The following is a 26,256-nucleotide window of genomic DNA, read 5'->3' on the forward strand; positions in this document are numbered from 1 at the left end:
GTGCCGGAAACAGCAACTGGATTTCCCCATGTCCCTCTTTTCCATCCTGGGTGCACTGGAGATCGGCCTGATCTTCAGCCTCGTCGCCCTGGGGGTGCTGATCTCCTTTCGCATCCTCAACTTCCCCGACCTGACCGTCGACGGCAGCTTCCCGCTGGGCGGCGCCGTGGCCGCCACGCTGATCGCCTCGGGCCAGGACCCGTTCCTGGCCACCGCGCTGGCGATCGTGGCGGGCGCCTTCGCCGGCTTCGTCACCGGCTGGCTCAACGTGCGCCTCAAGATCATGGACCTGCTCGCCAGTATCCTGATGATGATCGCGCTGTACTCGGTCAACCTGCGCGTGATGGGCAAGCCCAACGTGCCGCTGATCACCGAATCCACCATCTTCACCATCCTGCAGCCCGACTGGCTGCCGGACTACGTGCTGCGCCCGGCGCTGCTGCTGGTCGTGGTGGTCGCGGCCAAGCTCGGCCTCGACTGGTTCTTCTCGTCGCAACTCGGCCTGGCCATGCGCGCCACCGGCGCCAACCCGCGCATGGCGCGCGCCCAGGGCATCGCCACCGGCCGCGCCACGCTGGCCGGCATGGCGCTGTCCAACGGCCTGGTCGCGCTGGCCGGCGCGCTGTTCGCGCAGACCCAGGGCGGCTCCGACATCTCGATGGGCATCGGCACCATCGTGATCGGCCTGGCCGCGGTCATCATCGGCGAGAGCATCCTGCCGGCGCGCCGGCTGGTCTACACCACGCTGGCCGTGGTGCTCGGCGCCATCCTGTACCGCTTCTTCATCGCGCTGGCGCTCAACAGCGAATTCATCGGCCTCAAGGCGCAGGACCTGAACCTCGTCACCGCGGTGCTGGTCACCGGCGCGCTGGTGCTGCCGGGAACCCGCAAGAAGCTGTTCGGCCGCAAGGGAGGTGCTTGAGATGCTGCGCGCGCAAGACCTGAAACTGACCTTCAATCCCGGCACCCCGATCGAGACGCGCGCGCTGCGCGGCCTCAGCCTGGACATCCCCACCGGCCAGTTCGTGGCCGTGATCGGCTCCAACGGCGCCGGCAAGTCCACCTTCCTCAACGCCATCAGCGGCGACCAGATGGTGGACAGCGGCAGCATCACGATCGACGACACCGACGTCACGCGCAAGCCGGCGTGGGACCGCGCCCACCTGGTGGCGCGCGTGTTCCAGGACCCGATGGCGGGCACCTGCGAAGCGCTGACGATCGAGGAAAACATGGCGCTGGCGATGGCGCGCGGCAGCCGCCGCGGTTTCCGCGCGGCGCTCAACAAGCCCTCGCGCGAGCTGTTCCGCGACAAGCTGCGCCTGCTCAACCTGGGCCTGGAAAACCGCCTGACCGACCGCATCGGCCTGCTCTCCGGCGGCCAGCGCCAGGCCGTGAGCCTGCTGATGGCCTCGCTGCAGCCCTCGCGCATCCTGCTGCTCGACGAGCACACCGCCGCGCTCGATCCCAAGACCGCCGCCTTCGTGCTGGAACTGACCGCCAAGATCGTGGAGGACAGCAAGCTCACCACCATGATGGTCACGCACAGCATGCGCCAGGCGCTCGACTACGGCCAGCGCACGGTGATGCTGCATCAGGGGCAGGTGGTGCTGGACGTGTCCGGCGAACAGCGCGCCGGACTCGACGTGCCCGACCTGCTGCGCATGTTCGAGCAGACGCGGCACGAGCAACTGGATGACGACGCGTTGCTGTTGAGCTGATTCGAGCGTTGCGGTTCTGCCCCCTCGCCCATGCATGGGCGAGGGGGCAGAACCATCGGCGGGCCGTCTACGCCGCGGCCACCTTCTCCAGCCACCGCTTCATCTGGTCCGTCACCGCCGAGCCCGAGAACGAGCAGCTGTCCTGCGCGAACACGGCGGACATCTCCAGCCGGCGCAGCAGTTCTTCCATCGCCTGGCCGAACACCGGCGGCAGCGCCAGAGCGGGCGCCGCCGCGCGCCAGTTGCGCACCAGCGCGTCGGCCGCCAGCGTGCCGCCGAGGTGCTGATCCAGCGCCGTGCGCATGCCCGCCAGCGCGGGCGCGTTGCCGGTGGAAGAGACAGAAACACTCATCGGCGTGCCCTCCTTTCCTTGTACAGCTCGCGGAACGTGCGCCCGCTCGGGGCCGGCATGTCGCGCGTCTCGGTCCAGCCGCGGCCGGCCATCGGCAGGCTGGCGATCAGCCTGCTGCTGCCGCCCATGCGCGCCAGCAGGCGCGCGCCGATGCGGGTGGCGAACGCGTACAGGCCCGGCCGGCTGGCCACGTAGCCCCAGGCCTTGAGGCCGAGCCGCTCCTGCCAGGGCCGCAGGCCGCGTTCCATCTGTTTTTCGCGCAGCTTGCGCAGCAGGTCCGACAGCGGGATCGAGGCCGGGCACACGCGGTTGCATTCGCCGCACAGCGTGGCCGCCTGCGGCAGGTCCAGCGCGTTGGCCAGGCCGACATAGCTCGGCGTCAGCACGCTGCCCATCGGCCCGGGATAGACCCAGCCGTAGGCATGCCCGCCGATCTTCTGGTAGACCGGGCAGTGGTTCATGCAGGCGCCGCAGCGGATGCAGCGCAGCATCTCCTGGAACTCGCCGCCGATCAGGCCGCTGCGCCCGCCGTCGACCAGCACGAAATACATGTGCTCGGGGCCGTCGCGCTCGCCGGCGGCGCGCGGACCAGTGAGCAGCGAGAAGTAGTTCGAGATCGCCTGGCCGGTGGCCGAGCGCGGCAGCAGGCGCATCACGGTGGCGAGGTCTTCCAGCGTGGGCAGCACCTTCTCGATGCCGGTCACGGCCACGTGCACGCGCGGCATCACCGTGCACATGCCTTCGTTGCCCTCGTTGGTCACTACCGCCACCGAGCCGGTCTCGGCGATGATGAAGTTGCCGCCGGTCACGCCCATGTCGGCCGAGAGGAATTGCGGGCGCAGCACCTCGCGCGCCTCGCGCGTCATCTCGGGGATGTCGGTCAGGCGCGGCTTGTGGTGGACGCGGGCGAACAGGTCGGCGATCTCTTCCTTGTCCTTGTGCACCACCGGCGCGATGATGTGCGACGGCGGCTCGGCGTCGTTGATCTGCAGGATGTATTCGCCGAGGTCGGTCTCGATGCTCTGCACGCCCATCTCGCCGAGCACCTGGTTCAGGCGCATTTCCTCCGTCACCATCGACTTGCTCTTGATGACCTTCTTCACGCCGTGCTTGCGTGCGATCTCCGCCACCAGCCGCGCGGCGTCCGCGGTGGTCTCGGCGAACAGCACGGTGGCGCCACGCCGCGTGGCGTTTTCCTCGAAGGTGGCGAGCCACACGTCGAGATTGTCGAGCGCGCGGTTGCGGCGCTCCTTGAGCGCTTCGCGCGTGGCGTCGAAGTCGATGTCGCGCATCGCGTCGGCGCGCGCGGTGACGAACTTGGTGGAGAGCTTCTTGAGGTTCTGCTGCAGGCGCTGGTCGGCCAGCTTCTGGCCCGCGCGCGCCTTGAATTCCATGCTGCGAACTTGCATAGCGGGGATCTCGCTGAAGTTGTTTTTCGATCCGGCGGACTCAGGCGTCGCCGGCCAGCACCTGCGCGATGTGCAGCACCTGCGTGCGCGTGTCGCCGGTGCGGCGCAGCCGGCCCTCGATGTTCAGGATGCAGCCCAGGTCGCCCAGCACTACGGCATCGGCGCCGCTGGCCTTGATGTTGGCGCATTTCTCGTCGACGATGGCCGTCGAGATATTGCCGTACTTGACCGAGAAGGTGCCGCCGAACCCGCAGCAGGCCTCGCAGTCCTTCATCTCGCTGAGCTGCACGCCGGGCAGGTGCGCCAGCAGCGCGCGCGGCTGGCTCTTGACGCCAAGCTCGCGCAGCCCGGAGCAGGAATCGTGGTAGGTGACGCGGCCGGCGAACGTCGAATCGAACTCGCCCAGCTTCGCCACGTTGACGAGGAAATCGGTGAGCTCGAACACGCGCGCGCGCAGGCTTTCGTAGCGGCCGTTGAGCTCGGGGTCGTCGCGCAGCAAGTCGGCGTAGTGATGCAGCACCATGCCGCCGCAGGAGCCGGACGGGATCACCACGTACTCGAACATCTCGAACTCGCGCAGGAATTTCTCGGCGAGGTCGCGCGCCACGGCGCGCTCGCCCGAGTTGTAGGCGGGCTGCCCGCAGCAGGTCTGCGCCTCGGGCACCAGCACTTCGTATCCCGCCTTTTCCAGCAGCTTGAGCACCGAGAAGCCGATTTCCGGACGCATCAGGTCCACCAGACAGGTGGCGAACAGGCCGACTCGCATTGTTTCCCTTTTCCAGACCCCGAAACCCCGCAATTATGCGCTTTCGCGCACCGTGCCGCACCTGTCGGACAGCCGTCGGGACCACTTTCATGCCATTGAAAAGTGCATGTCAGCGCATTTCCTAGGGCTTATACCGAGGCCGGCGCATGCAAGGTTTTGTTCGGCAATCGCATTTCACCTATTGAAATTTTCACAATGCGAGATAGAATCAGGCAACCGCTTAATTTGCCGCATGGCAACATTTCCTCATGGCAGACGCAGACAAAGAACCCGGCAAGACATCCATCCAGGTCATCGAACGCATGATGACCCTGCTGGATTCGCTCGCGCAGCACGCGGATCCCGTCAGCCTGAAGGAGTTGTCGCTGGCCACCGGCCTGCATCCTTCCACCGCGCACCGCATCCTCAACGACATGGTGGCCTGCCGCTTCGTCGACCGCTCCGATCCCGGCAGCTACCGGCTCGGCATGCGGCTGCTGGAGCTGGGCAACCTGGTCAAGGCGCGCCTGTCGGTGCGCGACGCGGCGCTGGCGCCGATGCGCGCGCTGCACCGCGTGACCGGGCAGACCGTCAACCTGTCGGTGCGCCAGGGCGACGAGATCGTCTATATCGAGCGCGCCTACAGCGAGCGCTCCGGCATGCAGGTGGTGCGCGCCATCGGCGGGCGCGCGCCGCTGCACCTGACCTCGGTCGGCAAGCTGTTCCTGGCGGCCGACGAGCTCAGCCGCGTGCGCAACTACGCCACCCGCACCGGGCTGGCCGGGCACACCCGCACCTCGATCACCGACCTGATCAAGCTCGAGCGCGAACTCAACTGGGTGCGCACCAACGGCTACGCGCGCGACAACGAGGAACTGGAGCTCGGCGTGCGCTGCATCGCCGCCGGCATCTACGACGACTCGCGCCGCCTGGTCGCCGGCCTCTCGCTGTCGGCCCCGGCCGACCGCCTGCAGGAAAGCTGGCTGCAGAACCTCAAGGACACCGCGCTGCAGATCTCGCGCGGCATGGGTTACGCAACCGACGTCGCCGCTGCCTGACCTGGGCGGCGCGCGTCGCACGGACGCGCGCCGTGCATCGTGCCCGCCTGCCGCCGCTTCGTGCCACCGCTTCGTGCGGCGGCTTTCCCGTGCGATGGCGTCCCCTCCCCTTGGCTTGCCCTCTGCTCGACCAAGCGTTTACCCTTAGTTTTCAGATAACCTGATTAGCAGTATCCTGCCGGGCATGCGAACCAAGGCCATCACGCTGACCGAACAGGTCGCCCAGCAACTGCGCGCGGAAATCGCCGACGGCGTCTATCCCGTCGGCGCCCGGCTGCCTTCGGGCAAGCAACTGGCCGAGCGCTACGGCGTCAGCCCCGCGGTGATCCGCGAAGTCACCGAGCACCTGCGCTCGCAGGGGCTGGTGGAAAGCCGCCAGGGGCTCGGCAGCACGGTGCTGTCGCGCACCGGCAGCGGCGGCTTCCGGCTGCCGCAGGAAATCGGCATCGACCGCGGCGGGCTGGCCAGCCTCTACGAGCTGCGGCTCGACCTGGAAAGCGCCGCCGCCGCGCTCGCGGCGCAGCGGCGCACCGCCGAGGAACTGGCGCGGATGCAGGCGCTGCTGGCGCAGCTCGGCGCGCAACTGCACGACCCGGACCGCAGCGTGGAGGCCGATACCGCCTTCCACGTGGCGATCGCCGCCGCCACCCACAATCCCTATTACCTGCAACTGCTGCAATACCTGAACCTGCAGCTGCACCAGGCCGTGCATGCCGCGCGCCGCAACACGCGCCAGCAGGAAGGCCTGTCCGAGCAGGTCCATCAGGAACACCTGGCGATCTTCCATGCCATCCGCGCCGGCGACGCCGGCCTGGCGCGCGCGGCCGCGGTGTCGCACCTGCAAGGCGCCGCCGCGCGGCTGGGCCTGCCGGTCGCGCCGCGCCACCCCGATCCTTCCCATCCAGCGGCCTGAGCCGCGCCGCCTTACCGGACAGCACCATGCAAACTTCCGCCTTCCTGCCCCGCCTGGTCGAAGCCCTCGGCCCCGATGTTGCCGCCACCGAGCCCGACCAGGTCGCACCCTGGCTGGCCGACTGGCGCGGCCTTTACCGCGGCAACGCGCAGGCCGTGGTGCGCCCGCGCAGCGTGGACGAAGTGGCGCGCTGCCTGGCGCTGTGCCAGCAGGCCGGCGTGCCGGTGGTGCCGCGCGGCGGCAATACCGGCCTGTGCGGCGGCGCCGCGCCCGACAGCAGCCCCGCCAACGTGGTGCTGAGCCTGGACCGCATGAACGCGATCCGCTCGGTCGATACCATCGCCAACACGATGGTGGCCGAGGCCGGCTGCATCCTCGGCAACCTGCGCCGCGCCGCGGCCGAGGCCCACCGCCTGCTGCCGCTCAGCCTGGCGGCCGAGGACTCGTGCCAGATCGGCGGCAACCTCGCCACCAACGCGGGCGGCGTCAACGTGGTGCGCTACGGCATGACGCGCGAGCTGGTGCTGGGCGTGGAAGCGGTGCTGCCGAACGGCGAGGTCTTCCACGGCCTGCGCGCGCTGCGCAAGGACAATACCGGCTACGACCTCAAGCAACTGCTGATCGGCTCCGAAGGCACGCTCGGCGTGATCACCGCCGCCGCGCTGCGCCTGTTCCCGCGCACCGACGCGCGCTCGGTGGTGCTGGCGGCGGTGGCGTCTCCGCAGCAGTCGCTGGAACTGTTCGAGCTGCTGTTCGAGCAATGCGGCGCGCGGCTGCAGGCGTTCGAGTTCTTCACCGGCGACTGCCTGGACCTCGTGCTGCGCCACGCGGAGGGCGTGCAGGAGCCGTTCGGCCAGCGCTATCCCGCCTACGTGCTGGTGGAACTGGCCGACACCACCGACGAGGCCGCGCTGGGCGCCCTGCTCGAGCGCGTGATCGGCGAAGCGCTGGAGCGCGAGCTGTGCCTCGACGCGGCGGTCTCGGCCTCGCTGGCGCAACTGCAGAGCCTGTGGAAGCTGCGCGAGGAAATCTCCGAGGCGCAGCGCGCGGACGGCCCCCACCTGAAGCATGACGTGTCGCTGCCGATCGAGCAGATCCCGGCCTTCATGGCGTCGATGGAAGCGCGCCTGAAAGCCGCCAGCCCCAGCATCCGCCCGTTCATCTTCGGCCACTTCGGCGACGGCAACCTGCACTACAACCTGTCGCGCCCGGCCGGCGCGGAACGCGACTGGGCGGCCGTGCACGGCAAGGCGCTGACCGCCGAAGTGCTGGACGAAGTGGCGCGCTACGGCGGCAGCATCAGCGCCGAGCACGGCATCGGCCAGCTCAAGCGCGACGATTTCCTGCGCCTCAAGGACCCGCTGGAACTGCGCCTGATGCAGGGCATCAAGCAGCTGCTCGACCCGGCCGGCATCATGAATCCCGGCAAGCTGCTGTAAGCGCATCGCCGCCGCGACGGCGACAAAAAAACGCGCCGGGGACGGCGCGTTTTTTCATTGCGGGACATCGGCGGACGACCCGAGCCGCGCAGCGGCTCAGCCCGCCGCCGCCGCGGCCATCAGATGCCGCGCGCCTGCTGGGCGGCCAGCACGGCCTGCGGGCTGTTGGCGGGCGCCTGCGTCAGGTTGGGCGAGGCCGGGAACGGATGCGGCGCCGGGCCGGACGGCGAATGCTCCAGCCAGTCCTTGACGCGGGTGGCATCGGCGAAGCGCGACAGCTTGCCCACCGAGTCGAGGAACACCATCACCACGTTGCGGCCGTTCACGCGCGCCTGCATCACCAGGCACTGGCCGGCCTCGGAGATGAAGCCGGTCTTCTGCAGGCCGATCTCCCAGTTGCCGCCGCGCACCAGGCGGTTGGTGCTGACGTAGTGCTGGGTGCGGCCCAGCACGTTGACTTCATGCTCGGTCTGCGTGGTGAACTCGCGGATGGTCGGGTTGCGGTAGGCCGCGTTGACCATGCGCACCAGGTCCACGGCGCTCGAGACGTTGCCGCTCGACAGGCCGCTGGAATCGACGAAGTGGCTGTCGTTCATGCCGAGCTCGCGCGCCTTGCGGTTCATCGCCTGCACGAAGGCCGGCAGGCCGCCCGGGTAGCTGCGGCCGAGCACGGAAGCGGCGCGGTTCTCGGAGGACATCAGCGCCAGCAGCAGCAGTTCCTGGCGGCTGAGCTGCGTGCCGAAGCGCAGGCGCGAGCTGCTGTGCTTCTCGTTGTCGCGGTCTTCCTCGCTGATGGTCAGGACTTCATCCATCGGCAGGTGCGAGTCCATCACCACCAGCGCCGTCATCAGCTTGGTGATGGAGGCGATCGGCAGGACCGCGGCGGAATTCTTCTGGAACAGCACTTCGTTGCTGTTCTGGTCCATCACCAGCGCCACGCTGGAGCGCAGGGCGAGCGAGTCCTCGGTGTTGCGCAGGCCGAGCGCCTCGCCCAGCGACGGCTTGGCCGGCGTGAACGCGGCGCGCACCGGCGCTGCCTGGCGCTGCGCGACCACCTGGTGCCGGCCGTTCTTGAGCACGACAACCTTGCGCGGCGCAGCGCGCCCAGCGACAGTTTTAGAAGGAGTTGCCGGCTTTTTCTCGGACTTCGAGATTTTTGCCGACTTTTTAGACTTTGTCGTTTCCGCCTTGGTGGCGGCATCGGCCGTGGGAACGGCCAGCATGGAAACGGACAGCAGCACTGAAGCCGCGACCGCAGTCAAAGGGACAGAGCCGAAGAATCTGGAAAATAGGGAGGAATCAGACCGGAACATGATTCATTCAGCGCGCAGCTAGGATGGCGCCAGTTTAGGAAAAAAAGAAATTGTTAGCAAGATTAAAGACTTACGAAGCCTCTTTAAAGTTCGATTTGCAAACAATTCCGCATTACGGAAAAAGAGAGCCAAGCGTCACACAACACGTGCTGCGCGCCCGACTCGGACTGTGGTAATTCCACCGCACGCCGCCCCCGGCAACGCGCGGCCAGCGCATTTGCGCGGGCCGCGCGGCACTTGCCAGCGCGGCGGCATGCAACCGGGACGGCCCGCATCGCGCCGTCCCGCGATCGCCCTCAAGAAAGGAAACGCGCGAACTCGCTTACCGGTTCACGTTCCGTGCTAAGGGTATTCTCTATGGCCGCGGGATCGGCGTAGCCAAGCGCCATCCCGCACACCACCATCTCGTCCCCGGTCAGCCGCAGGTGGCTGGAAATCACCGCATGGAACTGCGTGAACGCGGCCTGCGGGCAGGTGTCGAGCCCGCGCGCGCGCGCCGCCACCATGATGCTCTGCAGGAACATGCCGTAGTCGAGCCAGCTGCCCTGCTCCAGGATGCGGTCGATGGTGAAGATCATGCCCACCGGCGCATCGAAGAAGGTGAAGTTGCGCGAATGCTGCGCATGCATGCGCGCCTTGTCCTCGCGGCTGATCTCCAGCAGGCTGTACAGGTCCCAGCCCACCTTGCGCCGGCGGTCGATATACGGCTTGACCCACTCGCGCGGGTAGTACGGGTATTCCTCGCGGTACTTGCTGTCGCGCTGCGGATCGTCATACGCCGCCAGCACGTCGGCCGACAGCTTGAGCTTGGCCTCGCCGGTCAGCACGTAGACCCGCCACGGCTGCACATTGGTGCCCGACGGCGCGCGGCTGGCCACGGCCAGGATCTCGCTGACCATCTCGCGCGGCACCGGCGTATCGAGAAAAGCGCGCACCGAGCGCCGCGTGATGATCGCCTGGTCAACCGCCGCGGCGTCGCGTCTTTGCTGCGAATCCATACGTTTATCCTTGTTGTCTCACTGCCCCGGCCTTATGGTCCGGTCTCATTGTCCGGCCCCATTTCCCGGCGTCTCATGCACCAGGGGCCGCAGCGCATCGCGCAGCGCCGCCGGCAGCGGCACCGGACGGCGCGTGGCGCGGTCCACGTAGACGTGCACGAAATGCCCCTGTGCCGCGGCAATCTCTTCGTCGTTGCGGAACAGGCCCACCTCGTAGCGCACGCTGGAATTGCCGAGCCGCGCCACGCGCAGCCCCGCCACCACCGTATCGGGAAAGCTCAGCGCGGAAAAGTAGTTGCACTGCGTCTCGATCACCAGCCCGATGGTCTCGCCCGCCTCGATGTCGAGCACGCCCTGACGGATCAGGTAGGTGTTCACGACGGTATCGAAATAACTGTAGTAGACGACGTTGTTGACGTGGCCATAGACATCGTTGTCCATCCAGCGCGTGGTGATGGGCTGGAAGTGGCGGTAGGCGCTGCGCGTGTCGGCGGTCGGTTTCATCGGTGGCGGGAGCGTGGTGGCAGATCGGTGGCGGGAGGGCAGGCTTCGGCGGCGCGTCGTCAGGGCAATGCCATCGCGGCCGTGGCGGCACGCCGGCGCGCGTGATATTGCGCCGCCAGCGCGACCGTCTGGGCGTACACCGCCACGGTGTCCTCGATGCGGTTGCCGTAGCCGCCCGCCATCGCCACGGCGACCGGCAGGCCGCGCTGCCAGGCCGCGTCGAACACCATGCGGTCGCGCCGCGCCAGCCCGGCCAGCGTCAGCTTGAGGCGGCCGAGACGATCGCCTTCATGCGGGTCGGCGCCGGCCAGATAGATCACGAGGTCCGGGGCAAAGCGGGCGAACAGCGTATCGAGCGCGCCCTGCAGCGCCTCGGCATAGGCATCGTCGCCGCAGCCGTCCGGCAGGCCGACGTCGAGATCGCTGGCTTCCTTGCGGAACGGATAGTTCTTCTCGCCATGCAGCGACAGCGTGAAGACGAAGGGATCGCCGCGCAGGATGGCGGCGGTGCCGTTGCCCTGGTGCACGTCGAGGTCCACCACCGCCACGCGCCCGGCCAGTCCGTCGCGGCGCAACTGGCGGGCGGCGACGGCGGCGTCGTTGAACACGCAGAAACCGCCGCCCTTGTCCGCATAGGCGTGATGCGTGCCGCCGGCGAGGTTGACGGCGATGCCCTCCCGGCACGCGGCGCGGCAGGCCGCGATGGTGGCGCCGGCCGAGCGCCGGGAGCGCTCCACCATCGCCTCCGACCACGGGAAGCCGATCTCGCGCTGGCGCGCCGGATCGAGCTGGCCGCGCGACACGCTGTCGACGTATTCGCGGGTATGCGCCAGCAGCAGGGCGTCGTCCCCGGCGCGCGGCGCCTCGGCCAGCGTCAGCCCCGGCACCTCGCGCCCGACCGCGTCCCTGAGCATGCTGTACTTGCGCATCGGGAAACGATGGCCCTCGGGCAGCGGCAGGACGAAATGATCGGCGTAGAAGGCAAGCATGGGCAACGGGAAACCGGCGTGGCGCGGCCGGCTGCGCCTGCGGAAACGGCGCTTCCGGCAGACCGCGATGGTAGCACTGCCGCGCCGCGGGCGTACGGCGCCAGGCGCCCCGCCCCGGCCCGGGAAACACCGTGCCGGCAACGGTTTCACGTGCGGCATGCGCCACCGGCATCGGCTTCCGGGAGGACGGTCAGCGAGGACTTCGGGGAGATTTATTTGTGCAATGCACAAGAAGACCTTGACAGCCTTTTTCTTTTCCCTACAATTGGAATTGTTGCGGCGCACCATCCGACTTTGCCAAGCAGGCGGAGCGTGTCGGCAACCTCCTGCGCCTGGGGCTGGCTGACGAGAGACTGCTATTCGTCATGGCTTTGACATCTGGGCGGCCTAATTTTGCATGATCTTGAACTTCATCATTGGAGACTCGCATGAACTTCACCCCGGAACAAGTCGCTGCAGCGCAAAAAGCCAACCTGGAAACCATCTTCGGCCTGACCACCAAGGCATTCGAAGGCGTTGAAAAGCTGGTCGAGCTGAACCTGCAAGTGGTCAAGGCGACTTTCGCAGAAAACGTCGACAACGCCAAGAAGGCGCTGTCCGCCAAGGATCCCCAGGAATTCCTGGCCATCCAGGCTTCGCTGGTCCAGCCGGTCGCCGAAAAGACCCTGGCCTACAGCCGCCACCTGTACGAAATCGCCTCGGAAACCCAGTCGGAATTCACCAAGGTCGCCGAAGCCCAGCTGGCCGAGAGCTCGAAGAAGGTGCAAGCCCTGGTCGAGAACTTCGCCAAGAACGCCCCGGCCGGTTCGGAATCCACCGTGGCCATCGTGAAGTCGGCGATCAGCGCCGCCAACAACGCCTACGAGTCGGTCCAGAAGGCCACCAAGCAGGCTGTGGAAATCGCTGAAAGCAACTTCCAGGCAGCCGCCTCGGCCGCCACCAAGGCCGCCCAGCAAGCCAGCGCCTCGGCTCGCACCGCGACCAAGAAGGCCACCACCACCGCCGCCTAAGCAGCGCACGCGGCAGACGGACCGGCTCCGGCCGGTTCGTTGGCAAAGCACGCATGGCACGCGCCGGCGCGTTTTGCCAACGAAGGCAAGCGGGAACCACGAACCACCGGTTCCCCGCCCTCTACCGATGTCTCCTCGGTATCCGGTTTCTTGTATTCCAATACCGTTAATACCCGGCCATGCGCCGGGTTTTTTTCTGCCCGGTGCCGGGCGCGCATCGACCGGCTGCGCCGGCAGTCCGTCGCGCGGCACGCCTGATTCGCGCGCGGCCACCCTGATGCGGCGGTCCGCATCCTTCCTCCCCTCCTATTCAGGCGTGCGCGGGCGCGGCGAATTCATTGAAGGCGGCCACGGCATTGGCGGCATACATGGCCACCGGGCCGCCGCCCATGTAGATGGCCACGCCCAGCGCTTCGTGCACCTCCTCCGTGGTCGCGCCCAGCCGCGCCAGCGCCCTGGTGTGAAAGCCGATGCAGCCGTCGCAGCGCGCGGCCACGCCCACGGCCAGCGCGATCAGTTCCTTGGTCTTGGGATCGAGCGCGCCGCCCGCCATCGCGGCCTTGCCCAGGTCGCCGAAGCCTTTCATCACGCCGGCCTGGGTCGTGTGCAATTGAGCGAGGTTGCCGGAGATGCGCTGGGTGAGTTGCTTGTATTGCGTGGTCACGGGGAGCTTCCTTGTCGAGGGTGAATGGCGGATCGCGCGGCGGACCGGATGGCGAGCCAACCCTTCCCGAAACGCTTAATTTAGTTTATTCTAATTTAGAAGTTTCTAAAATATGATGTACGCCGAAAGAGCCCCCGAAGCATGACCCAACGCAAATCCGATCTTGAACGCTTGCAGGACAGTGCCGTACAGGCCGCCGCGCTGCTGCAGGCGGTGGGCAACCCCAACCGGTTGCTGGTGCTGTGCCTGCTGCTGGAGCACGGCGAGATGACCGTGGGCGCGATCAATGAATTCGTCGCCCTCAGTCCTTCTGCGCTGTCGCAGCATCTGGCCCGGATGCGCGAGGAAGGTCTGGTGATGTACCGGCGCGAAGCGCAGACGCTGTACTACCGGGTCGAGGACCCGAATGTGGCCAAGCTCATCGCTACGCTCAAGGACATCTTCTGCCCCTGATCCACCATTGTTGCGACGTACCCGACATGACCCTGAAGACCCTGTCTCCCGAAGCGGCCCGCCAGCGCCTGGACCACGGCGCGGTGCTGGTGGACATCCGCGCCGCCGACGAACGCGCCCGCGAGCACATTGCCGAATCGCGCCACATGCCGCTGGACCGGCTTGCGGCGCAGCCGCTGCCGGCCGACGGCGCGGCGGTGGTCATCTTCTACTGCCGCTCGGGCAACCGCACGCAGATGAACGCGCAGCGGCTGCGCGCCTGCGTGGCCGGGGAAGGCTATCTGCTCGAAGGCGGGCTGGATGGCTGGAAGCGCGCCGGCCTGCCCGTGGTGGCCGATGCCCGCCAGCCACTGGAGCTGCAGCGCCAGGTGCAGATCGCCGCGGGCGCGCTGGTCCTGCTGGGCACCGCGCTGGGCATCACCGTGTCGCCGTGGTTCCTGGCACTGGCCGGCTTCGTCGGCGCGGGACTGCTGTTCGCGGGCGTTTCCGGCTACTGCGGGCTGGCGCGCGTGTTGATGAAGGCGCCGTGGAATCGCCGGGTCATGGCGAACTGAGCCGTCTTTCTTGTCCGCTTCCTAATCCGTTTTTTGTCCGTTTTTTCGTTGTCAACAGGAGGTCTTATGAAATCCAATGTCGGCGGTATCGATCGTGTCCTGCGCATCCTCGTGGGCGTGGTGCTGGTTGCCCTCGCGGCCACGGGCACGGTGGGCTGGTGGGGCTGGCTGGGCCTGGTGCCGCTGCTCACCGGCCTGGCTGGCTTTTGCCCGCTGTATCCCATCCTGGGCTTCAGCACCTGCCCGTTGAAGGGAAACAAGTGAAGCAGGAACAAAGCGCCCCCGCGGCAAGGCCGCGCCCCATCGCGGGCGCGCCCGCCGCTGCCCCCGCACATCCCCTCCCCGGTCATGCATGCCGGCATGCCGCGGCATGGCCGCGCGGTCGGTTGGTTTGATTATCTGGCCGTTAATTGCGATTTAAGGGCAAGAAAAAGGCCCGCCGCAATGGCGGGCCTCGCGGCGGACCAGGACTACCGCGCCGTTCAGCGCTTGCGCGGCGGCGGCACGTCCGTGCAGACGCCTTCGTAGATCTCGGCTGCCATGCCGATCGATTCGCCCAGCGTCGGGTGCGGATGGATGGTCTTGCCGATGTCCACCGCGTCGGCGCCCATCTCGATCGCCAGGCACACTTCACTGATGAGGTCGCCGGCATGCGTGCCGACGATGCCGCCACCGATGATGCGGTGGGTTTCCTCGTCGAAGATCAGCTTGGTGAAGCCTTCGTCGCGGCCATTGGCGATGGCGCGGCCGGAGGCGGCCCACGGGAACACGCTCTTGGCGTACTTGATGCCCTGCGCCTTGCACTGGTCTTCGGTCACGCCGGCCCAGGCCACTTCCGGATCGGTGAAGGCCACCGACGGGATCTGCTTGGCGTCGAAGTAGGCCTTCTCGCCGTGCGCGGCCTCGGCGGCGACGTGCGCCTCGTGCACCGCCTTGTGCGCCAGCATCGGCTGGCCGACGATGTCGCCGATGGCGAAGATGTGCGGCACGTTGGTGCGCATCTGCTTGTCGACGTCGATGAAGCCGCGCTCGGTCACGGCCACGCCGGCCTTCTCGGCGCCGATCTTCTTGCCGTTGGGCACGCGGCCCACCGACACCAGCACGAGGTCGTAGCGCTGCGGCTCGGCCGGCGCCTGCTCGCCCTCGAACCTGACGTAAATGCCGTCCGGCCTGGCTTCCACGCCCACGGTCTTGGTCTTGAGCATGACCTTGCCGAAGCGCTGCTTGTTCATCTTGTCCCAGACCTTGACGAGGTCGCGGTCGGCGCCCTGCATCAGGCCGTCGAGCATTTCCACCACGTCGATGCTGGCGCCCAGCGTGCTGTACACGGTGGCCATTTCCAGCCCGATGATGCCGCCGCCGATGACCAGCATCTTGTTCGGCACTTCCGGCAGCTCCAGCGCGCCGGTCGAGTCGATGATGCGCGGGTCCTCGGGAATGAACGGCAGCTTGACCGCCTGGCTGCCGGCCGCGATCACCGCCTTCTCGAAGCGGATCACGGTCTTCTTGCCGGTGGTGGCCTTGCCCTCGCCTTCGGTTTCCTGTACTTCGAGGTGATGCGGGTCGAGGAAGGTGCCGATGCCGCGCACCACCTGCACCTTACGGGTCTTGGCCATGCCGGACAGGCCGCCGGTGAGCTTGCCGACCACCGTGTCCTTGTAGTGGCGCAGGCCGTCGAGGTCGATCTTGGCTTCGCCGAACAGGATGCCGTGGGCGGCCAGCGCCTTGGCTTCGTCGATCACGGCGGCGTTGTGCAGCAGCGCCTTGGACGGGATGCAGCCCACGTTCAGGCAGACCCCGCCGAGCGTGCCGTAGCGCTCGACCAGCACCGTGCTCATGCCGAGGTCGGCGCTGCGGAAGGCGGCCGAGTAGCCGCCGGGGCCCGAGCCCAGGACCAGCATCTCGCAGGTGATGTCGGCGCTGCCGGCGTGCGTGGCGGCGGCGGGAGCCGCTGCCGGGACCGGAGCGGCGGCGGGCGCGGCTGCCGGCGCGGGCGCCGGGGCGGCCGGCTTGGCGGCCGCTTCGCTTTCCACCGTGCAGATCACGGCGCCCTTGGCGACCTTGTCGCCCACTTTCACGCGCACCTCGACCACCTTGCCGGCGGCCGAGGCGGGCACGTCCATGCTGGCCTTGTCGGACTCGAGTACGATCAGCGACTGCTCCAGCTCGATCGTGTCGCCGGCCTTGACCAGCACCTCGATGACTTCCACCGCGTCGAAATCGCCGATATCCGGCACCTGGACTTCGATCACACTCATGCTTTGCTCCTCAAGAACGCGCCCCGCCTCAGATGCGGGCCGCGCCGTCGTTATTGGTTGCCCCGTCGCCGGGCATGTCGCGCAACTGCACCACCTGTACTTCGATCGGCCCCGCCGAACTCTTGTCGAACTCCACGCCCGCGTCCACGCCGATGCGGGCGATGTCCGCCGCGCCCAGCCCGGGCCGCTCGAACACCGCGTGCATGGCGCCGAGCGCGTAGTTGCGCCCCGAGCCGATGCCCCAGAAGCGGTCGAACGAGAACACCTCGCGGTACGAGTAGACGCCGAAGATGCCCGCCGGATTGGCGATCAGGCAGACGATCTGCGATGACTCGTAGGGGTCGTCCTCGTCTTCCTTGGTGTTGATGAAATACTCGTTCTTGAGCTTTTCGTGCACCTTGAGGAAGGTCCGGAAGACCTCGTCCCGCGAGCCCAGCCGGCAGTCCTCGCCGAGCCCGGCCAGCAGGCTGCGCATGACCGGGAAATGCGCCGTGGTCCCGGCCAGCGCGACGAAGCTCTCGCCCACCGGGAACACCTTCTGGTTGCGCTCGTAGGCGCGCGTGAGCCGCGTGTCGCCGAACGTCACCAGCGCATCGGCGGCAATCGCCACTTCACCGGCCTTCTTGACGACGACGCAGGTGGTCATGGATTTCGCTTCCTGTTCGCTTCCTGTTGGGCCGTGGGCCTGCCGGCGGGCGGCGCCCGGGCCGGCGACAGGCACGCGCGGCGGGCCGCGCGCGCCCTGCCCGCCTTAAAGGATGATGCGGCGGAAGTCCGCCAGCAACTGGCCGAGATACGCGTTGAAGCGCGCCGCCTCGGCGCCGTCGATGACGCGGTGGTCGTACGACAGCGACAGCGGCAGCACCAGGCGCGGCACGAACTGCTTGCCGTCCCAGACCGGCTTCATGTACGACTTGCTGGCGCCCATGATGGCCACTTCCGGCGCGTTGATGATCGGCGTGAAATGCGTGCCGCCGATGCCGCCGAGCGACGAGATCGAGAAGCAGCCGCCCTGCATCTGGTCCGGCTTGAGCTTGCCGTCGCGCGCGGCCTTGGCGAGCTCGCCCATTTCCTGGCTGATCTCGAGCACGCCCTTCTTGTCCGCGTCCTTCAGCACCGGCACGACCAGGCCGTTCGGCGTATCGGCCGCGAAGCCGATGTTGAAGTACTTCTTGTAGACGAGGTTGTCGCCGTCGAGCGAGGTGTTGAAGTTCGGGAATTTCTTCAGGGCCGCCACGGCGGCCTTGATGATGAAGGCCAGCATCGTGACCTTGACGCCCGACTTCTCGTTTTCCTTGTTGAGCTGCACGCGGAAGGCTTCCAGCTCGGTGATGTCCGCCTCGTCATTGTTGGTGACGTGCGGGATCATGACCCAGTTGCGGTGCAGGTTGGCGCCCGAGATCTTCTTGATGCGCGACAGCGGCTTGCTGTCGATCTCGCCGAAGCGGGTGAAATCGACCTTCGGCCACGGCAGCAGGTTCAGGCCCGCGCCGCCGGCCGGGGCGGCCGCGGCTTGCGCCGGGGCGGCGGTCTGGCCGCTCATCACGCCCTTGACGAAGCGCTGCACGTCGTCCTGCGTGATGCGGCCCTTGGGGCCGGTGCCCGGCACGCGCGACACGTCCACGCCGAGCTCGCGCGCGAACTTGCGCACCGAGGGGCTGGCGTGGGCGGCGGCGCCGGTCACGCCGGCGGCGGGCGCGGCAGTGGGCGCAGCGGCGGGCGCCGGCGCGGCCTGCGGCGCCGGTGCTGCGGCAACGGCCGGCGCGGGCGCGGCGGCGGCCGGCGCCGGGGCGCTGGCGGCAGGCGCGGCGCCAGCGCCTTCGAGAATCAGGATCAGCGTGCCCTGGGACACGTTGTCGCCGATCTTGACCTTGACTTCCTTGACCACGCCGGCGGCGGGCGAAGGCACGTCCATCGTGGCCTTGTCGGATTCCAGCGTGACCAGCGCGTCCTCGGCCTTGATGGTGTCGCCGGGCTGGACGTGGACTTCGATCACGGGCACCGCGTCGTAGTCGCCGATGTCCGGCACCTTGACTTCGATGGGGCCGGTGGCGGCGGCCGGCGCGGGCGCGCTGGCGGGCGCCGGGGCCGGCGCGGCAGCGGGCGCGGGCGCAGCGGCCACGGGGGCCGGTGCCGGCGCGGCCGGCGCGGGTGCGGCGGCCGCGCCGGCCGGTTCCAGCATCACCAGCACGGCGCCTTCGGAGACGTTGTCGCCGACCTTGATCTTGACTTCCTTGACGACGCCGCCCTGCGGCGACGGCACGTCCATCGTGGCCTTGTCCGACTCCAGTGTCACCAGGGCGTCCTCGGCCTGGATGGTGTCGCCCGGTTTCACGTGCACTTCGATGACGGGAACGGCGTCGTAATCGCCGATATCCGGCACCTTGATTTCAATCGCTTGACTCATTCAGTGTCTCCTGGGCAGGACGGCGGGCACGGCAAGCACCAGCGGCGAGGGTACCCTCACCGCCCGGATCTGTCACGCCGCCGCGCCGCAAGGCGCCGGGCTTTCAGCCCGGCCGCCCCGGCGCGGCTGCCGCTCCTGCGGGGGTTTCGTGCAGTCAGCCGGCTTAGACCGACATCGGGTTCGGCTTGCTGGGGTCGAGGTTGTACTTCTTGATGGCTTCGGCCACCTTGTCGCGGCCGATCGCGCCTTCGTCGGCCAGCGCCTTCAATGCGGCCAGCGCCACCCAGTGGCGGTCCACCTCGAAGAAGTGGCGCAGCTTCTCGCGGGTATCCGAGCGGCCGAAGCCGTCGGTGCCCAGCACCACGTAGCGGCGCGGCACGAACGAACGGATCTGCTCGGCGAACGCGCGGACGTAGTCGGTCGAGGCGATCACCGGGCCGCGCACGCCCTTGAGCTTCTGCGCGACGAACGACTCGCGCGGCGTCTCGGTCGGGTGCAGCAGGTTGAAGCGCTCGGCGTCGTGGCCTTCGCGGGCCAGCTCGGTGAAGCTCGGGCAGCTCCACAGGTCCGACTCCACGCCCCAGTCCTTCTTGAGCAGATCGGCCGCGGCGATGACCTCGCGGAAGATCGTGCCCGAGCCCAGCAGCTGCACGCGCGGCGCGTTGCTGTTCTCCACGCCCTTGCGGAACTGGTACATGCCCTTGACGATGTCGCGCTCCACGCCAGCCGGCATTTCCGGATGCTCGTAGTTCTCGTTCATCACCGTCAGGTAGTAATAGACGTCTTCCTGCTCCACGTACATGCGGCGCATGCCGTCCTGCATCACCACCGCCAGCTCGTACTGGAAGGTCGGGTCGTAGGAGATGCAGTTCGGGATGGCGGCGTGGAACACGTGCGAGTGGCCGTCTTCGTGCTGCAGGCCTTCGCCGTTGAGCGTGGTGCGGCCCGAGGTGCCGCCCAGCAGGAAGCCGCGCGAGCGCATGTCGCCCGCGGCCCAGCACAGGTCGCCGATGCGCTGGATGCCGAACATCGAGTAGTAGATGTAAAACGGGATCATCTGCACGCCGTGCGTCGAGTACGACGTGGCGGCGGCGATCCAGTCGCACATGGCGCCGGCTTCGTTGATGCCTTCCTGCAGCACCTGGCCAGTCTGCGATTCCTTGTAGAACATCAGCTGGTCATGGTCCTGCGGCACGTACTTCTGGCCTTCCTGGTTCCAGATGCCGACCTGGCGGAACAGGCCTTCCATGCCGAAGGTGCGCGACTCGTCCGGCACGATGGGCACCACGTGCTTGCCGATCTGCTTGTCCTTGAGCAGCGTGTTCAGGATGCGCACGAAGGCCATCGTGGTGGACACTTCGCGGCCTTCGCCGGTGGCCTTGAGCAGCGCGTCGAACGCGGACAGCTCGGGGATCGGCAGCGGCGCGGCCTTGAGGCGGCGGGCCGGCAGGTAGCCGCCCAGCTCCATGCGGCGCGCGCGCATGTATTCGAGTTCCTTCGAGCCTTCCTCGAAGGTGAGGTACGGCACTTCCTCGATCTTGTCGTCGGCGACCGGGATGTTGAACTGGTCGCGGAACGTGCGGATGGCCTCCACCGGCATCTTCTTCTGCTGGTGGGCCACGTTCATGGCCTGGCCGGCGTCGCCCATGCCATAGCCCTTGATGGTCTTGGCCAGGATCAGCGTGGGCTGGCCCTTGTGCTCGCTGGCGGCCTTGTAGGCGGCGTAGATCTTGTGCGGATCGTGGCCGCCGCGGTTCAGGCGCCAGATGTCGTCGTCGGACCAGTCGGCCACCATCGCCTTGAGTTCCGGCGTGTTGAAGAAGAACTCGCGCACGTAGGCGCCGTCCTTGGCCTTGAAGGTCTGGTACTCGCCGTCCACGCATTCCATCATGCGCTTCATCAGCAGGCCCTTGGTGTCGCGCGCCAGCAGCGAATCCCAGCGGCTGCCCCACACCACCTTGATGACGTTCCAGCCGGAGCCGCGGAATTCGGACTCCAGTTCCTGGATGATCTTGCCGTTGCCGCGCACCGGGCCGTCCAGGCGCTGCAGGTTGCAGTTGATGACGAAGACCAGGTTGTCGAGCTTCTCGCGCCCGGCCATGCCGATCGCGCCGAGCGACTCCGGCTCGTCGGTCTCGCCGTCGCCGAGGAAGGCCCAGACCTTGCGGTCGCCGGCCTTGGCCAGGCCGCGGCTGTCCAGGTACTTCATGAAGCGGGCCTGGTAGATGGCCATGATCGGGCCCAGGCCCATCGACACGGTCGGGAACTGCCAGAAGTCCGGCATCAGCCACGGGTGCGGGTAGGACGAGATGCCCTTGCCGTCCACTTCCTGGCGGAAGTTGTCGAGCTGCTCGGTGGTCAGGCGGCCGAGCAGGAAGGCGCGCGAATACACGCCCGGAGCCGAGTGGCCCTGCACGAACACGAGATCGCCGCCGTGGTTCTCGGACGGGGCGTGCCAGAAGTGGTTGTAGCCGACGTCATACAGCGTGGCCGCCGAGGCGAACGACGAGATGTGGCCGCCGACGTTGGTGTGCTTGTTGGCGCGCAGCACCATCGCCATCGCGTTCCAGCGCGTGTACGAGCGGATGCGGTGCTCGACGTCCTGGTCGCCGGGGATGTGGGCCTGCTGCTCGACCGGGATGGTGTTGATGTACTGCGTCTCGGCGTGGAACGGCTGGGTGACGCCGTTCACGCGCGCGTATTCGATCTGCTTGTCGATCAGGAAGGCGGCGCGTTCGGTGCCTTCGGCGGCCAGCACGCCCTGCAGGGCGGCAAGCCATTCGTGGGTTTCCTGGGGATCGGCGTCGTTGGCGCTGCTGGCGCCGAGAATCTGCTCTGGTACAGCTGACATGACTGTCTCCTGGTGAATGCATGCCGCGGCGCTCCCGGATTGGTGTCGTGGGAACCCCGTCCTGACGGTGTCGCTACGGTACGGCGCGGGCCCTGCGAAAACCCTGCCAGGCATTGTCGCCTGCAGCAGGCGCAGCCCCGCCGTCCGTACTTTTCGGTCGGACCGATTCTATGGAAGCAGATAGGGCAAGACAAGCCAAATTTTCAAATTGCGATATTGTTTCTCATAATGCGGAATATTGCGGCGGCGCATCACGGGCGGCGCGAAGCCTTGCGGGCAGGGGCTTCGCGGCGGTACCCTCGTCGGCAGGAATGACGCGGTGCCGCATTGGCGCTTACCCCAAGCGACGCGGCACGGCAATCCCGCTACACTGGCCCGTCAGTCGTCAATCCCGCCATGCCTTCCCTCATCGATTTTCTGTCCCGCCTGCGCACCGCCATCGTGCCGCCCTCCGCTTCCGGCACCGCCCAGGCGGCCAGCGGCGACTCCGCCGCGGCCGCGCCGCCCGGCCCGCTCACGCCGCTCGCACCGCTGCCGCCGCTGCCGCCGCTCGAATCGCTCGGCCACGCTGACGAGCCGGCCGCCGTGAGCGGCCCGCCGCGCGGCCTGTGGTGGCTGCGCTGGCGCAACCTGGTGGCGACCAGCTGGTTCATGTTCATCCCGCTGGTGGCGATCGTGCTGTTTACGGCGGCGATGGGCGTGATCCTGTGGTCGCTGCACGAGACCGAGCGCCAGCAGCAGCGCGACGCGCTCTACCGCGACGCGGCCTGGGCCCAGCAGCGCGTGCGCCTGTCCCTGCTGAGCAACCAGGACCAGATGGCCTCGCTGGCGCGCGACATCGCCGCCGCGCAGCTCGACCAGGGCGCCTACCGCACCGCGGCCCAGGAAATCCTGCGCGAGAACCCCGAGATCGTCTTCGTCAACTGGCTCGACGCCACCCACCGCGGGCGCTGGTCGCTGCCCTCCACCTCCGAGTTCGCCAGCCGGCTGCGCGAGACCCAGGACCAGCCGCTCGAGCCCGAGGTGCTCGACACCTTCGACGCCGCGCGCGAGACCCAGCGCGTGGTGTACTCGCGCCCGCTGGTCAACGACCGCGGCGACAGCTTCATGCTGATGGAAGTGCCGATCGTGCGCGACAACGAGTTCCTCGGCACGCTCGGCGCGCTCTACTCGATCAACGGCATCCTCACCCACCTGCTGCCGCCCGAGCTGACCGAGCGCTACCGTTTCTCGCTGATCGACAAGAACAACCAGATCCGCGCCAGCACCTCGCTGCGGCCGGTGCCGGGCAACGCGCTGTCCTACGAGGTGCTGCTCGACCCGCCCGGGCATTCGCTGTCGCTGCGCGCCGACGCCTACCCGCCCGCCTCCAACCTGCCCAACAACATGCTGCTGTGGCTGGTGGTGGGGCTGTCGTGCTTCCTGCTGTGGAGCCTGTGGAGCATGTGGCGCCATACCAGCCGCCGCTCCGAGGCGCAGCGCGCGCTGCTGGCCGAGACCTCGTTCCGCCGGGCGATGGAAAACTCCATGCTGATCGGGCTGCGCGCGCTCGACCTGAACGGCCGCATCACCTACGTCAACCCGGCGTTCTGCCGCATGACCGGCTGGCAGGACACCGAGCTGGTCGGGCGCATGCCGCCCTTCCCCTACTGGCCGCCCAACGACCAGCAGGAAATGCAGAAGCAGATCGACCTCACGCTGCAGGGCAAGTCGCCGGCCAGCGGCTACGAGATGCGCGTGATGCGCCGCGACGGCAGCAGCTTCCACGCGCGCATGTACGTGTCGCCGCTGGTGGACAGCCGCGGCCGCCATACCGGCTGGATGAGCTCGATGACGGACATCACCGAGCCCAAGCGCGCGCGCGAGGAGCTGGCCGCCGCGCACGACCGCTTCACCACCGTGCTGGAAAGCCTGGACGCGGCCGTGTCGGTGCTGGCCACGGACAAGGCCGAGCTGCTGTTCGCCAACCGCTACTACCGCCAGTTGTTCGGCTGGGAGGCCGAGGGCCACCTCAAGCTGGCCGGCGGCGAGGTCGACAAGGAACAGGTGTCGAGCGACGCCACCGACTACATCGACGCCTACGCCGGGCTGCCGGCGTCGGAGCTGATGCCGTACTCGTCGGACGCGCGCGAGGTCTTCGTGCCCGACATGCAGAAGTGGTTCGAGGTGCGCCGCCGCTATATCCAGTGGGTGGACGGCCACCTGGCGCAGATGCAGATCGCCACCGACATCACGGTGCGCAAGGCGGCCGAGGAAATGACGCGCCAGCACGAGGAGCGCCTGCAGTTCACCAGCCGCCTGACCACGATGGGCGAGATGGCCTCGTCGCTGGCACACGAGCTCAACCAGCCGCTGGCCGCCATCAACAACTACTGCATGGGCGCGGTGGCGCGGCTCAATTCCGGGCGCAGCAACGCCGAGGACCTGATCCCGATCCTGGAAAAGACCTCGGCGCAGGCGGTGCGCGCCGGCACCATCATCAGCCGCATCCGCGGCTTCGTGAAGCGCAGCCAGCCGCAGCGGCGCGAGGCCGCGCTGCACGACATCGTGGCCGATGCGGTGGGCCTGGCCGACCTGGAAGCCACACGCCGCCGCGTGACCATCCTGACCCGCCTGCCGGCGCCGCCGCTGCTGCTGTACGTGGACCCGGTGCTGATCGAGCAGGTGCTGGTCAACCTGCTCAAGAACGCGGTGGAGGCGATGGCCGGCCTGCCCGCCATGCGCTCGACCGGCGTGGTGCGCCTGCACGCGCGCGTGGAGCCCGGCGAGTTCGGCCAGATCGTGCGCATCGACGTGATCGACCAGGGCCCGGGCGTGGACGAGGCCACCAAGGAGCGGCTGTTCGAGCCGTTCTTCAGCACCAAGTCGGACGGCATGGGCATGGGCCTGAACATCTGCCGCTCCATCATCGAGTCCCACCAGGGACGGCTGTGGGTGGAGAACAATGCCGACGGCATCGGCTGCACCTTCAAGATCATGCTGCCGCTGCTGCCGGCGCTGGCCGAACAGTAGCGCCGCGGTAGCGGCGCCGCGCGGCGCCCCGGCAACGCGGCAGGCCGGGCGCCCGCGCCGGGCGCCGGCCCCTGTTGCTAGCCGCCCGGGCCGGTTACACTTGGCGGCAAATGACTTCGATGTCCCAGGAGACTTCATGAACGTGACGCCAAACCCCACCTCCCACCGCGGCGAAACCGTCTTCATCGTCGACGACGACGAAGCCATGCGCGACTCGCTGACCTGGCTGCTGGAGGGCAATGGCTACCAGGTTCGCAGCTTTACCAGCGCCGAACAGTTTCTCTCCGCCTACGACGCCGGCCAGGTCTCGTGCCTGATCCTGGACGTGCGCATGCCGGGCATGAGCGGGCCGGAGCTGCAGGAGCGCATGATCGCGGAGAACATCAACATCCCGATCGTCTTCATCACCGGCCACGGCGACGTGCCGATGGCGGTGTCCACCATGAAGAAAGGCGCGATCGACTTCATCGAGAAACCGTTCGATGAGTCCGAGCTGCGCTCGCTGGTGGAGCGCATGCTGCAGAAGGCGCGCACGGACCACTCCGCCGCGCGCGAGCAGCGCGCCGCCAAGGACCTGCTGGGCAAGCTCACCACGCGCGAGCAGCAGGTGCTCGAGCGCATCGTGGCCGGCCGCCTGAACAAGCAGATCGCCGACGACCTGGGCATTTCCATCAAGACCGTGGAGGCGCACCGCGCCAACATCATGGAAAAACTCAACGTCAACACCGTGGCCGACCTGCTGCGCCTGGCGCTGTCGAAAAACGCCTGAGCCCCGCCCGCGGTCCCGCAACAGGGCCGCCGCAACCCGCCGCCGGATCACCGGCGGCCGCCCCGCCTTCCTATCCCTTCAGATATTCCTCGTCGCGGAAGGTCACGACCCATTGCGGCTTGTAGACCACGAACACCGCCACCAGCATGCCGGTGAGGAACGCCTCGCCGAACGCCAGGATCAGCACCGCGGTGAGCGTGTCGGGCAGCGTCAGCACGCCGCCGCGCGCGCCGTGGCTGTGCCACACGGCGCGCGCCGCGCCGGCGCCCAGCGCCGCCAGCCCGGCGGCGAAATAGCCGTGGCCGAGGATGAAGACGAACGGATGGCGCGGCAGCAACCGGCGCATGGCGCCCTGCAGCGCCGCCGACAGCAGCGCCGGCAGCAGGCCCATCCACACATAGCGCGGCCACAGCGCCGCCCAGTCGACGCCGCTCCAGTTCGCGCCGGCCAGGTAGCCCAGGCCGAGCAGCGACACCAGGTCCACCACGAACAGCGACAGCAGCGCCAGCGGCAGCCCGAACAGCGTCACCATCAGCGTGGCGCCGAACAACTGGAACACCAGCCCGCCCGGCAGCGCCACGCGCGCCGTCCACAGCAGCGTCACGAACAGCAGCGCGCCCAGCCAGCCGTGCTGGAGGTCGCCGCGCCGCAGCAGGTGCCAGGGCCGGCGCCACAGTGCCCAGGCCAGCCCGGCCAGCCCGCACGCCGCCAGCCAGGCCTGCGCGGCCGGGCCGTCCGGCGCCATCAGGCGGGCCAGCGCCTCGCTCAGTGAATCGATCGGTACATGCATGGGCAGATGCTACCAGCGCCCCCGCCGAGTTCGCCCCGGGTTGCGTCAAC

General features: G+C 68.0%; 25 protein-coding genes. 12 read left to right on the forward strand and 13 right to left on the reverse strand.

The window, feature by feature from the left end; translation table 11 throughout:
- Nucleotides 1-28 precede the first annotated feature (28 nt).
- Complete coding sequence (locus KF708C_RS20695; protein ID WP_059413097.1) at nucleotides 29-922, forward strand: ABC transporter permease; 894 nt, start codon at nucleotides 29-31, stop codon at nucleotides 920-922.
- A gap of 1 nt (nucleotide 923) precedes the next feature.
- Complete coding sequence (locus KF708C_RS20700) at nucleotides 924-1,718, forward strand: ABC transporter ATP-binding protein (protein WP_020201197.1); 795 nt, start codon at nucleotides 924-926, stop codon at nucleotides 1,716-1,718.
- 67 nt (nucleotides 1,719-1,785) lie between these two features.
- On the opposite strand, the gene KF708C_RS20705 is transcribed toward KF708C_RS20700, so the two are convergent.
- The 3 genes from KF708C_RS20705 to KF708C_RS20715 are packed head-to-tail and all read right to left on the reverse strand — an operon-like array spanning nucleotide 1,786 to nucleotide 4,245.
- Nucleotides 1,786-2,070 carry a hypothetical protein gene (locus KF708C_RS20705; protein WP_059413098.1) on the reverse strand — a complete coding sequence of 95 codons (285 nt, stop codon included), beginning with the start codon at nucleotides 2,068-2,070 and terminating at the stop codon, nucleotides 1,786-1,788.
- The gene (locus KF708C_RS20710) at nucleotides 2,067-3,479 is read right to left on the reverse strand and encodes a LutB/LldF family L-lactate oxidation iron-sulfur protein (RefSeq protein ID WP_029043220.1); all 1,413 of its coding nucleotides are present in this window, start codon (nucleotides 3,477-3,479) and stop codon (nucleotides 2,067-2,069) included. The genes KF708C_RS20705 and KF708C_RS20710 overlap by 4 nt, the downstream gene beginning before the upstream one ends.
- Before the next feature lie 40 nt (nucleotides 3,480-3,519).
- Nucleotides 3,520-4,245, reverse strand: coding sequence for a (Fe-S)-binding protein (locus KF708C_RS20715; protein WP_020201194.1), 726 nt, complete (start codon nucleotides 4,243-4,245; stop codon nucleotides 3,520-3,522).
- A gap of 248 nt (nucleotides 4,246-4,493) precedes the next feature.
- Between KF708C_RS20715 and KF708C_RS20720 the strand changes: the two genes are divergently transcribed.
- From KF708C_RS20720 to KF708C_RS20730, 3 genes are all read left to right on the forward strand, one after another.
- On the forward strand, nucleotides 4,494-5,282 hold the full coding sequence (locus KF708C_RS20720) for an IclR family transcriptional regulator (RefSeq protein ID WP_020201193.1): 789 nt from the start codon (nucleotides 4,494-4,496) through the stop codon (nucleotides 5,280-5,282).
- 184 nt (nucleotides 5,283-5,466) lie between these two features.
- Nucleotides 5,467-6,195, forward strand: coding sequence for a FadR/GntR family transcriptional regulator (locus tag KF708C_RS20725; protein WP_020201192.1), 729 nt, complete (start codon nucleotides 5,467-5,469; stop codon nucleotides 6,193-6,195).
- 26 nt (nucleotides 6,196-6,221) lie between these two features.
- On the forward strand, nucleotides 6,222-7,634 hold the full coding sequence (locus KF708C_RS20730) for an FAD-binding oxidoreductase (RefSeq protein ID WP_059413099.1): 1,413 nt from the start codon (nucleotides 6,222-6,224) through the stop codon (nucleotides 7,632-7,634).
- A 119-nt stretch (nucleotides 7,635-7,753) separates the two neighbouring features.
- Here KF708C_RS20730 and pbpG read toward each other — a convergent pair whose 3' ends face one another.
- Nucleotides 7,754-8,713 carry a D-alanyl-D-alanine endopeptidase gene (pbpG, locus tag KF708C_RS20735; RefSeq protein ID WP_231586542.1) on the reverse strand — a complete coding sequence of 320 codons (960 nt, stop codon included), beginning with the start codon at nucleotides 8,711-8,713 and terminating at the stop codon, nucleotides 7,754-7,756.
- On the opposite strand from pbpG, the gene KF708C_RS36725 reads away from it, so the two are divergent.
- On the forward strand, nucleotides 8,706-8,969 hold the full coding sequence (locus KF708C_RS36725) for a hypothetical protein (RefSeq protein ID WP_231586543.1): 264 nt from the start codon (nucleotides 8,706-8,708) through the stop codon (nucleotides 8,967-8,969). The genes pbpG and KF708C_RS36725 overlap by 8 nt on opposite strands.
- A 274-nt stretch (nucleotides 8,970-9,243) precedes the next feature.
- On the opposite strand, the gene KF708C_RS20740 is transcribed toward KF708C_RS36725, so the two are convergent.
- From KF708C_RS20740 to KF708C_RS20750, 3 genes are read right to left on the reverse strand one after another with little or no spacing between them, the layout of a single operon-like run.
- Nucleotides 9,244-9,945 carry a nitroreductase gene (locus KF708C_RS20740; RefSeq protein WP_020201189.1) on the reverse strand — a complete coding sequence of 234 codons (702 nt, stop codon included), beginning with the start codon at nucleotides 9,943-9,945 and terminating at the stop codon, nucleotides 9,244-9,246.
- A 45-nt stretch (nucleotides 9,946-9,990) separates the two neighbouring features.
- A complete protein-coding gene (locus KF708C_RS20745) occupies nucleotides 9,991-10,449 on the reverse strand; it encodes an acyl-CoA thioesterase (RefSeq protein ID WP_059413101.1) in 459 nt (152 codons plus the stop codon).
- Nucleotides 10,450-10,508: 59 nt separating this feature from the next.
- Nucleotides 10,509-11,438 (reverse strand): histone deacetylase family protein, encoded by a 930-nt coding sequence (locus KF708C_RS20750; RefSeq protein ID WP_082079659.1) that lies wholly within the window; start codon nucleotides 11,436-11,438, stop codon nucleotides 10,509-10,511.
- Nucleotides 11,439-11,866: 428 nt separating this feature from the next.
- On the opposite strand from KF708C_RS20750, the gene phaP1 reads away from it, so the two are divergent.
- Nucleotides 11,867-12,448, forward strand: coding sequence for a TIGR01841 family phasin PhaP1 (gene phaP1 / locus KF708C_RS20755; RefSeq protein WP_020201186.1), 582 nt, complete (start codon nucleotides 11,867-11,869; stop codon nucleotides 12,446-12,448).
- Between the two features lie 310 nt (nucleotides 12,449-12,758).
- Here the strand turns inward: phaP1 and KF708C_RS20760 are convergent, their stop codons facing one another.
- Nucleotides 12,759-13,112 (reverse strand): carboxymuconolactone decarboxylase family protein, encoded by a 354-nt coding sequence (locus tag KF708C_RS20760; protein WP_059413103.1) that lies wholly within the window; start codon nucleotides 13,110-13,112, stop codon nucleotides 12,759-12,761.
- 141 nt (nucleotides 13,113-13,253) lie between these two features.
- On the opposite strand from KF708C_RS20760, the gene KF708C_RS20765 reads away from it, so the two are divergent.
- From KF708C_RS20765 to KF708C_RS20775, 3 genes are all read left to right on the forward strand, one after another.
- Entirely contained in the window at nucleotides 13,254-13,565 is a 312-nt protein-coding gene (locus KF708C_RS20765; protein WP_059413104.1) for an ArsR/SmtB family transcription factor, read from the forward strand.
- Between the two features lie 26 nt (nucleotides 13,566-13,591).
- On the forward strand, nucleotides 13,592-14,119 hold the full coding sequence (locus KF708C_RS20770) for a rhodanese family protein (protein WP_059413105.1): 528 nt from the start codon (nucleotides 13,592-13,594) through the stop codon (nucleotides 14,117-14,119).
- A 66-nt stretch (nucleotides 14,120-14,185) separates the two neighbouring features.
- Nucleotides 14,186-14,383 (forward strand): YgaP family membrane protein, encoded by a 198-nt coding sequence (locus tag KF708C_RS20775; protein WP_020201182.1) that lies wholly within the window; start codon nucleotides 14,186-14,188, stop codon nucleotides 14,381-14,383.
- Nucleotides 14,384-14,601: 218 nt separating this feature from the next.
- Here KF708C_RS20775 and lpdA read toward each other — a convergent pair whose 3' ends face one another.
- From lpdA to aceE, 4 genes are all read right to left on the reverse strand, one after another.
- Nucleotides 14,602-16,377, reverse strand: a complete 1,776-nt coding sequence (gene lpdA, locus KF708C_RS20780; RefSeq protein WP_059413106.1) for a dihydrolipoyl dehydrogenase — start codon at nucleotides 16,375-16,377, stop codon at nucleotides 14,602-14,604.
- A gap of 28 nt (nucleotides 16,378-16,405) precedes the next feature.
- The gene (locus KF708C_RS20785) at nucleotides 16,406-17,023 is read right to left on the reverse strand and encodes an MFS transporter (protein ID WP_020201180.1); all 618 of its coding nucleotides are present in this window, start codon (nucleotides 17,021-17,023) and stop codon (nucleotides 16,406-16,408) included.
- A gap of 105 nt (nucleotides 17,024-17,128) precedes the next feature.
- Nucleotides 17,129-18,784 (reverse strand): dihydrolipoyllysine-residue acetyltransferase, encoded by a 1,656-nt coding sequence (gene aceF, locus KF708C_RS20790; protein ID WP_059413107.1) that lies wholly within the window; start codon nucleotides 18,782-18,784, stop codon nucleotides 17,129-17,131.
- A 163-nt stretch (nucleotides 18,785-18,947) separates the two neighbouring features.
- Complete coding sequence (gene aceE, locus KF708C_RS20795; protein WP_059413108.1) at nucleotides 18,948-21,635, reverse strand: pyruvate dehydrogenase (acetyl-transferring), homodimeric type; 2,688 nt, start codon at nucleotides 21,633-21,635, stop codon at nucleotides 18,948-18,950.
- 396 nt (nucleotides 21,636-22,031) lie between these two features.
- Between aceE and KF708C_RS20800 the strand changes: the two genes are divergently transcribed.
- A complete protein-coding gene (locus tag KF708C_RS20800; protein ID WP_059413109.1) occupies nucleotides 22,032-24,647 on the forward strand; it encodes a PAS domain S-box protein in 2,616 nt (871 codons plus the stop codon).
- A 136-nt stretch (nucleotides 24,648-24,783) separates the two neighbouring features.
- A complete protein-coding gene (locus KF708C_RS20805; RefSeq protein WP_020201175.1) occupies nucleotides 24,784-25,416 on the forward strand; it encodes a response regulator transcription factor in 633 nt (210 codons plus the stop codon).
- Between the two features lie 70 nt (nucleotides 25,417-25,486).
- On the opposite strand, the gene KF708C_RS20810 is transcribed toward KF708C_RS20805, so the two are convergent.
- Nucleotides 25,487-26,161 (reverse strand): energy-coupling factor ABC transporter permease, encoded by a 675-nt coding sequence (locus tag KF708C_RS20810; protein ID WP_059413261.1) that lies wholly within the window; start codon nucleotides 26,159-26,161, stop codon nucleotides 25,487-25,489.
- Nucleotides 26,162-26,256: the final 95 nt, after the last annotated feature.

It is taken from the genome of Cupriavidus basilensis (assembly GCF_000876015.1).
Lineage (GTDB): Bacteria > Pseudomonadota > Gammaproteobacteria > Burkholderiales > Burkholderiaceae > Cupriavidus > Cupriavidus basilensis_B.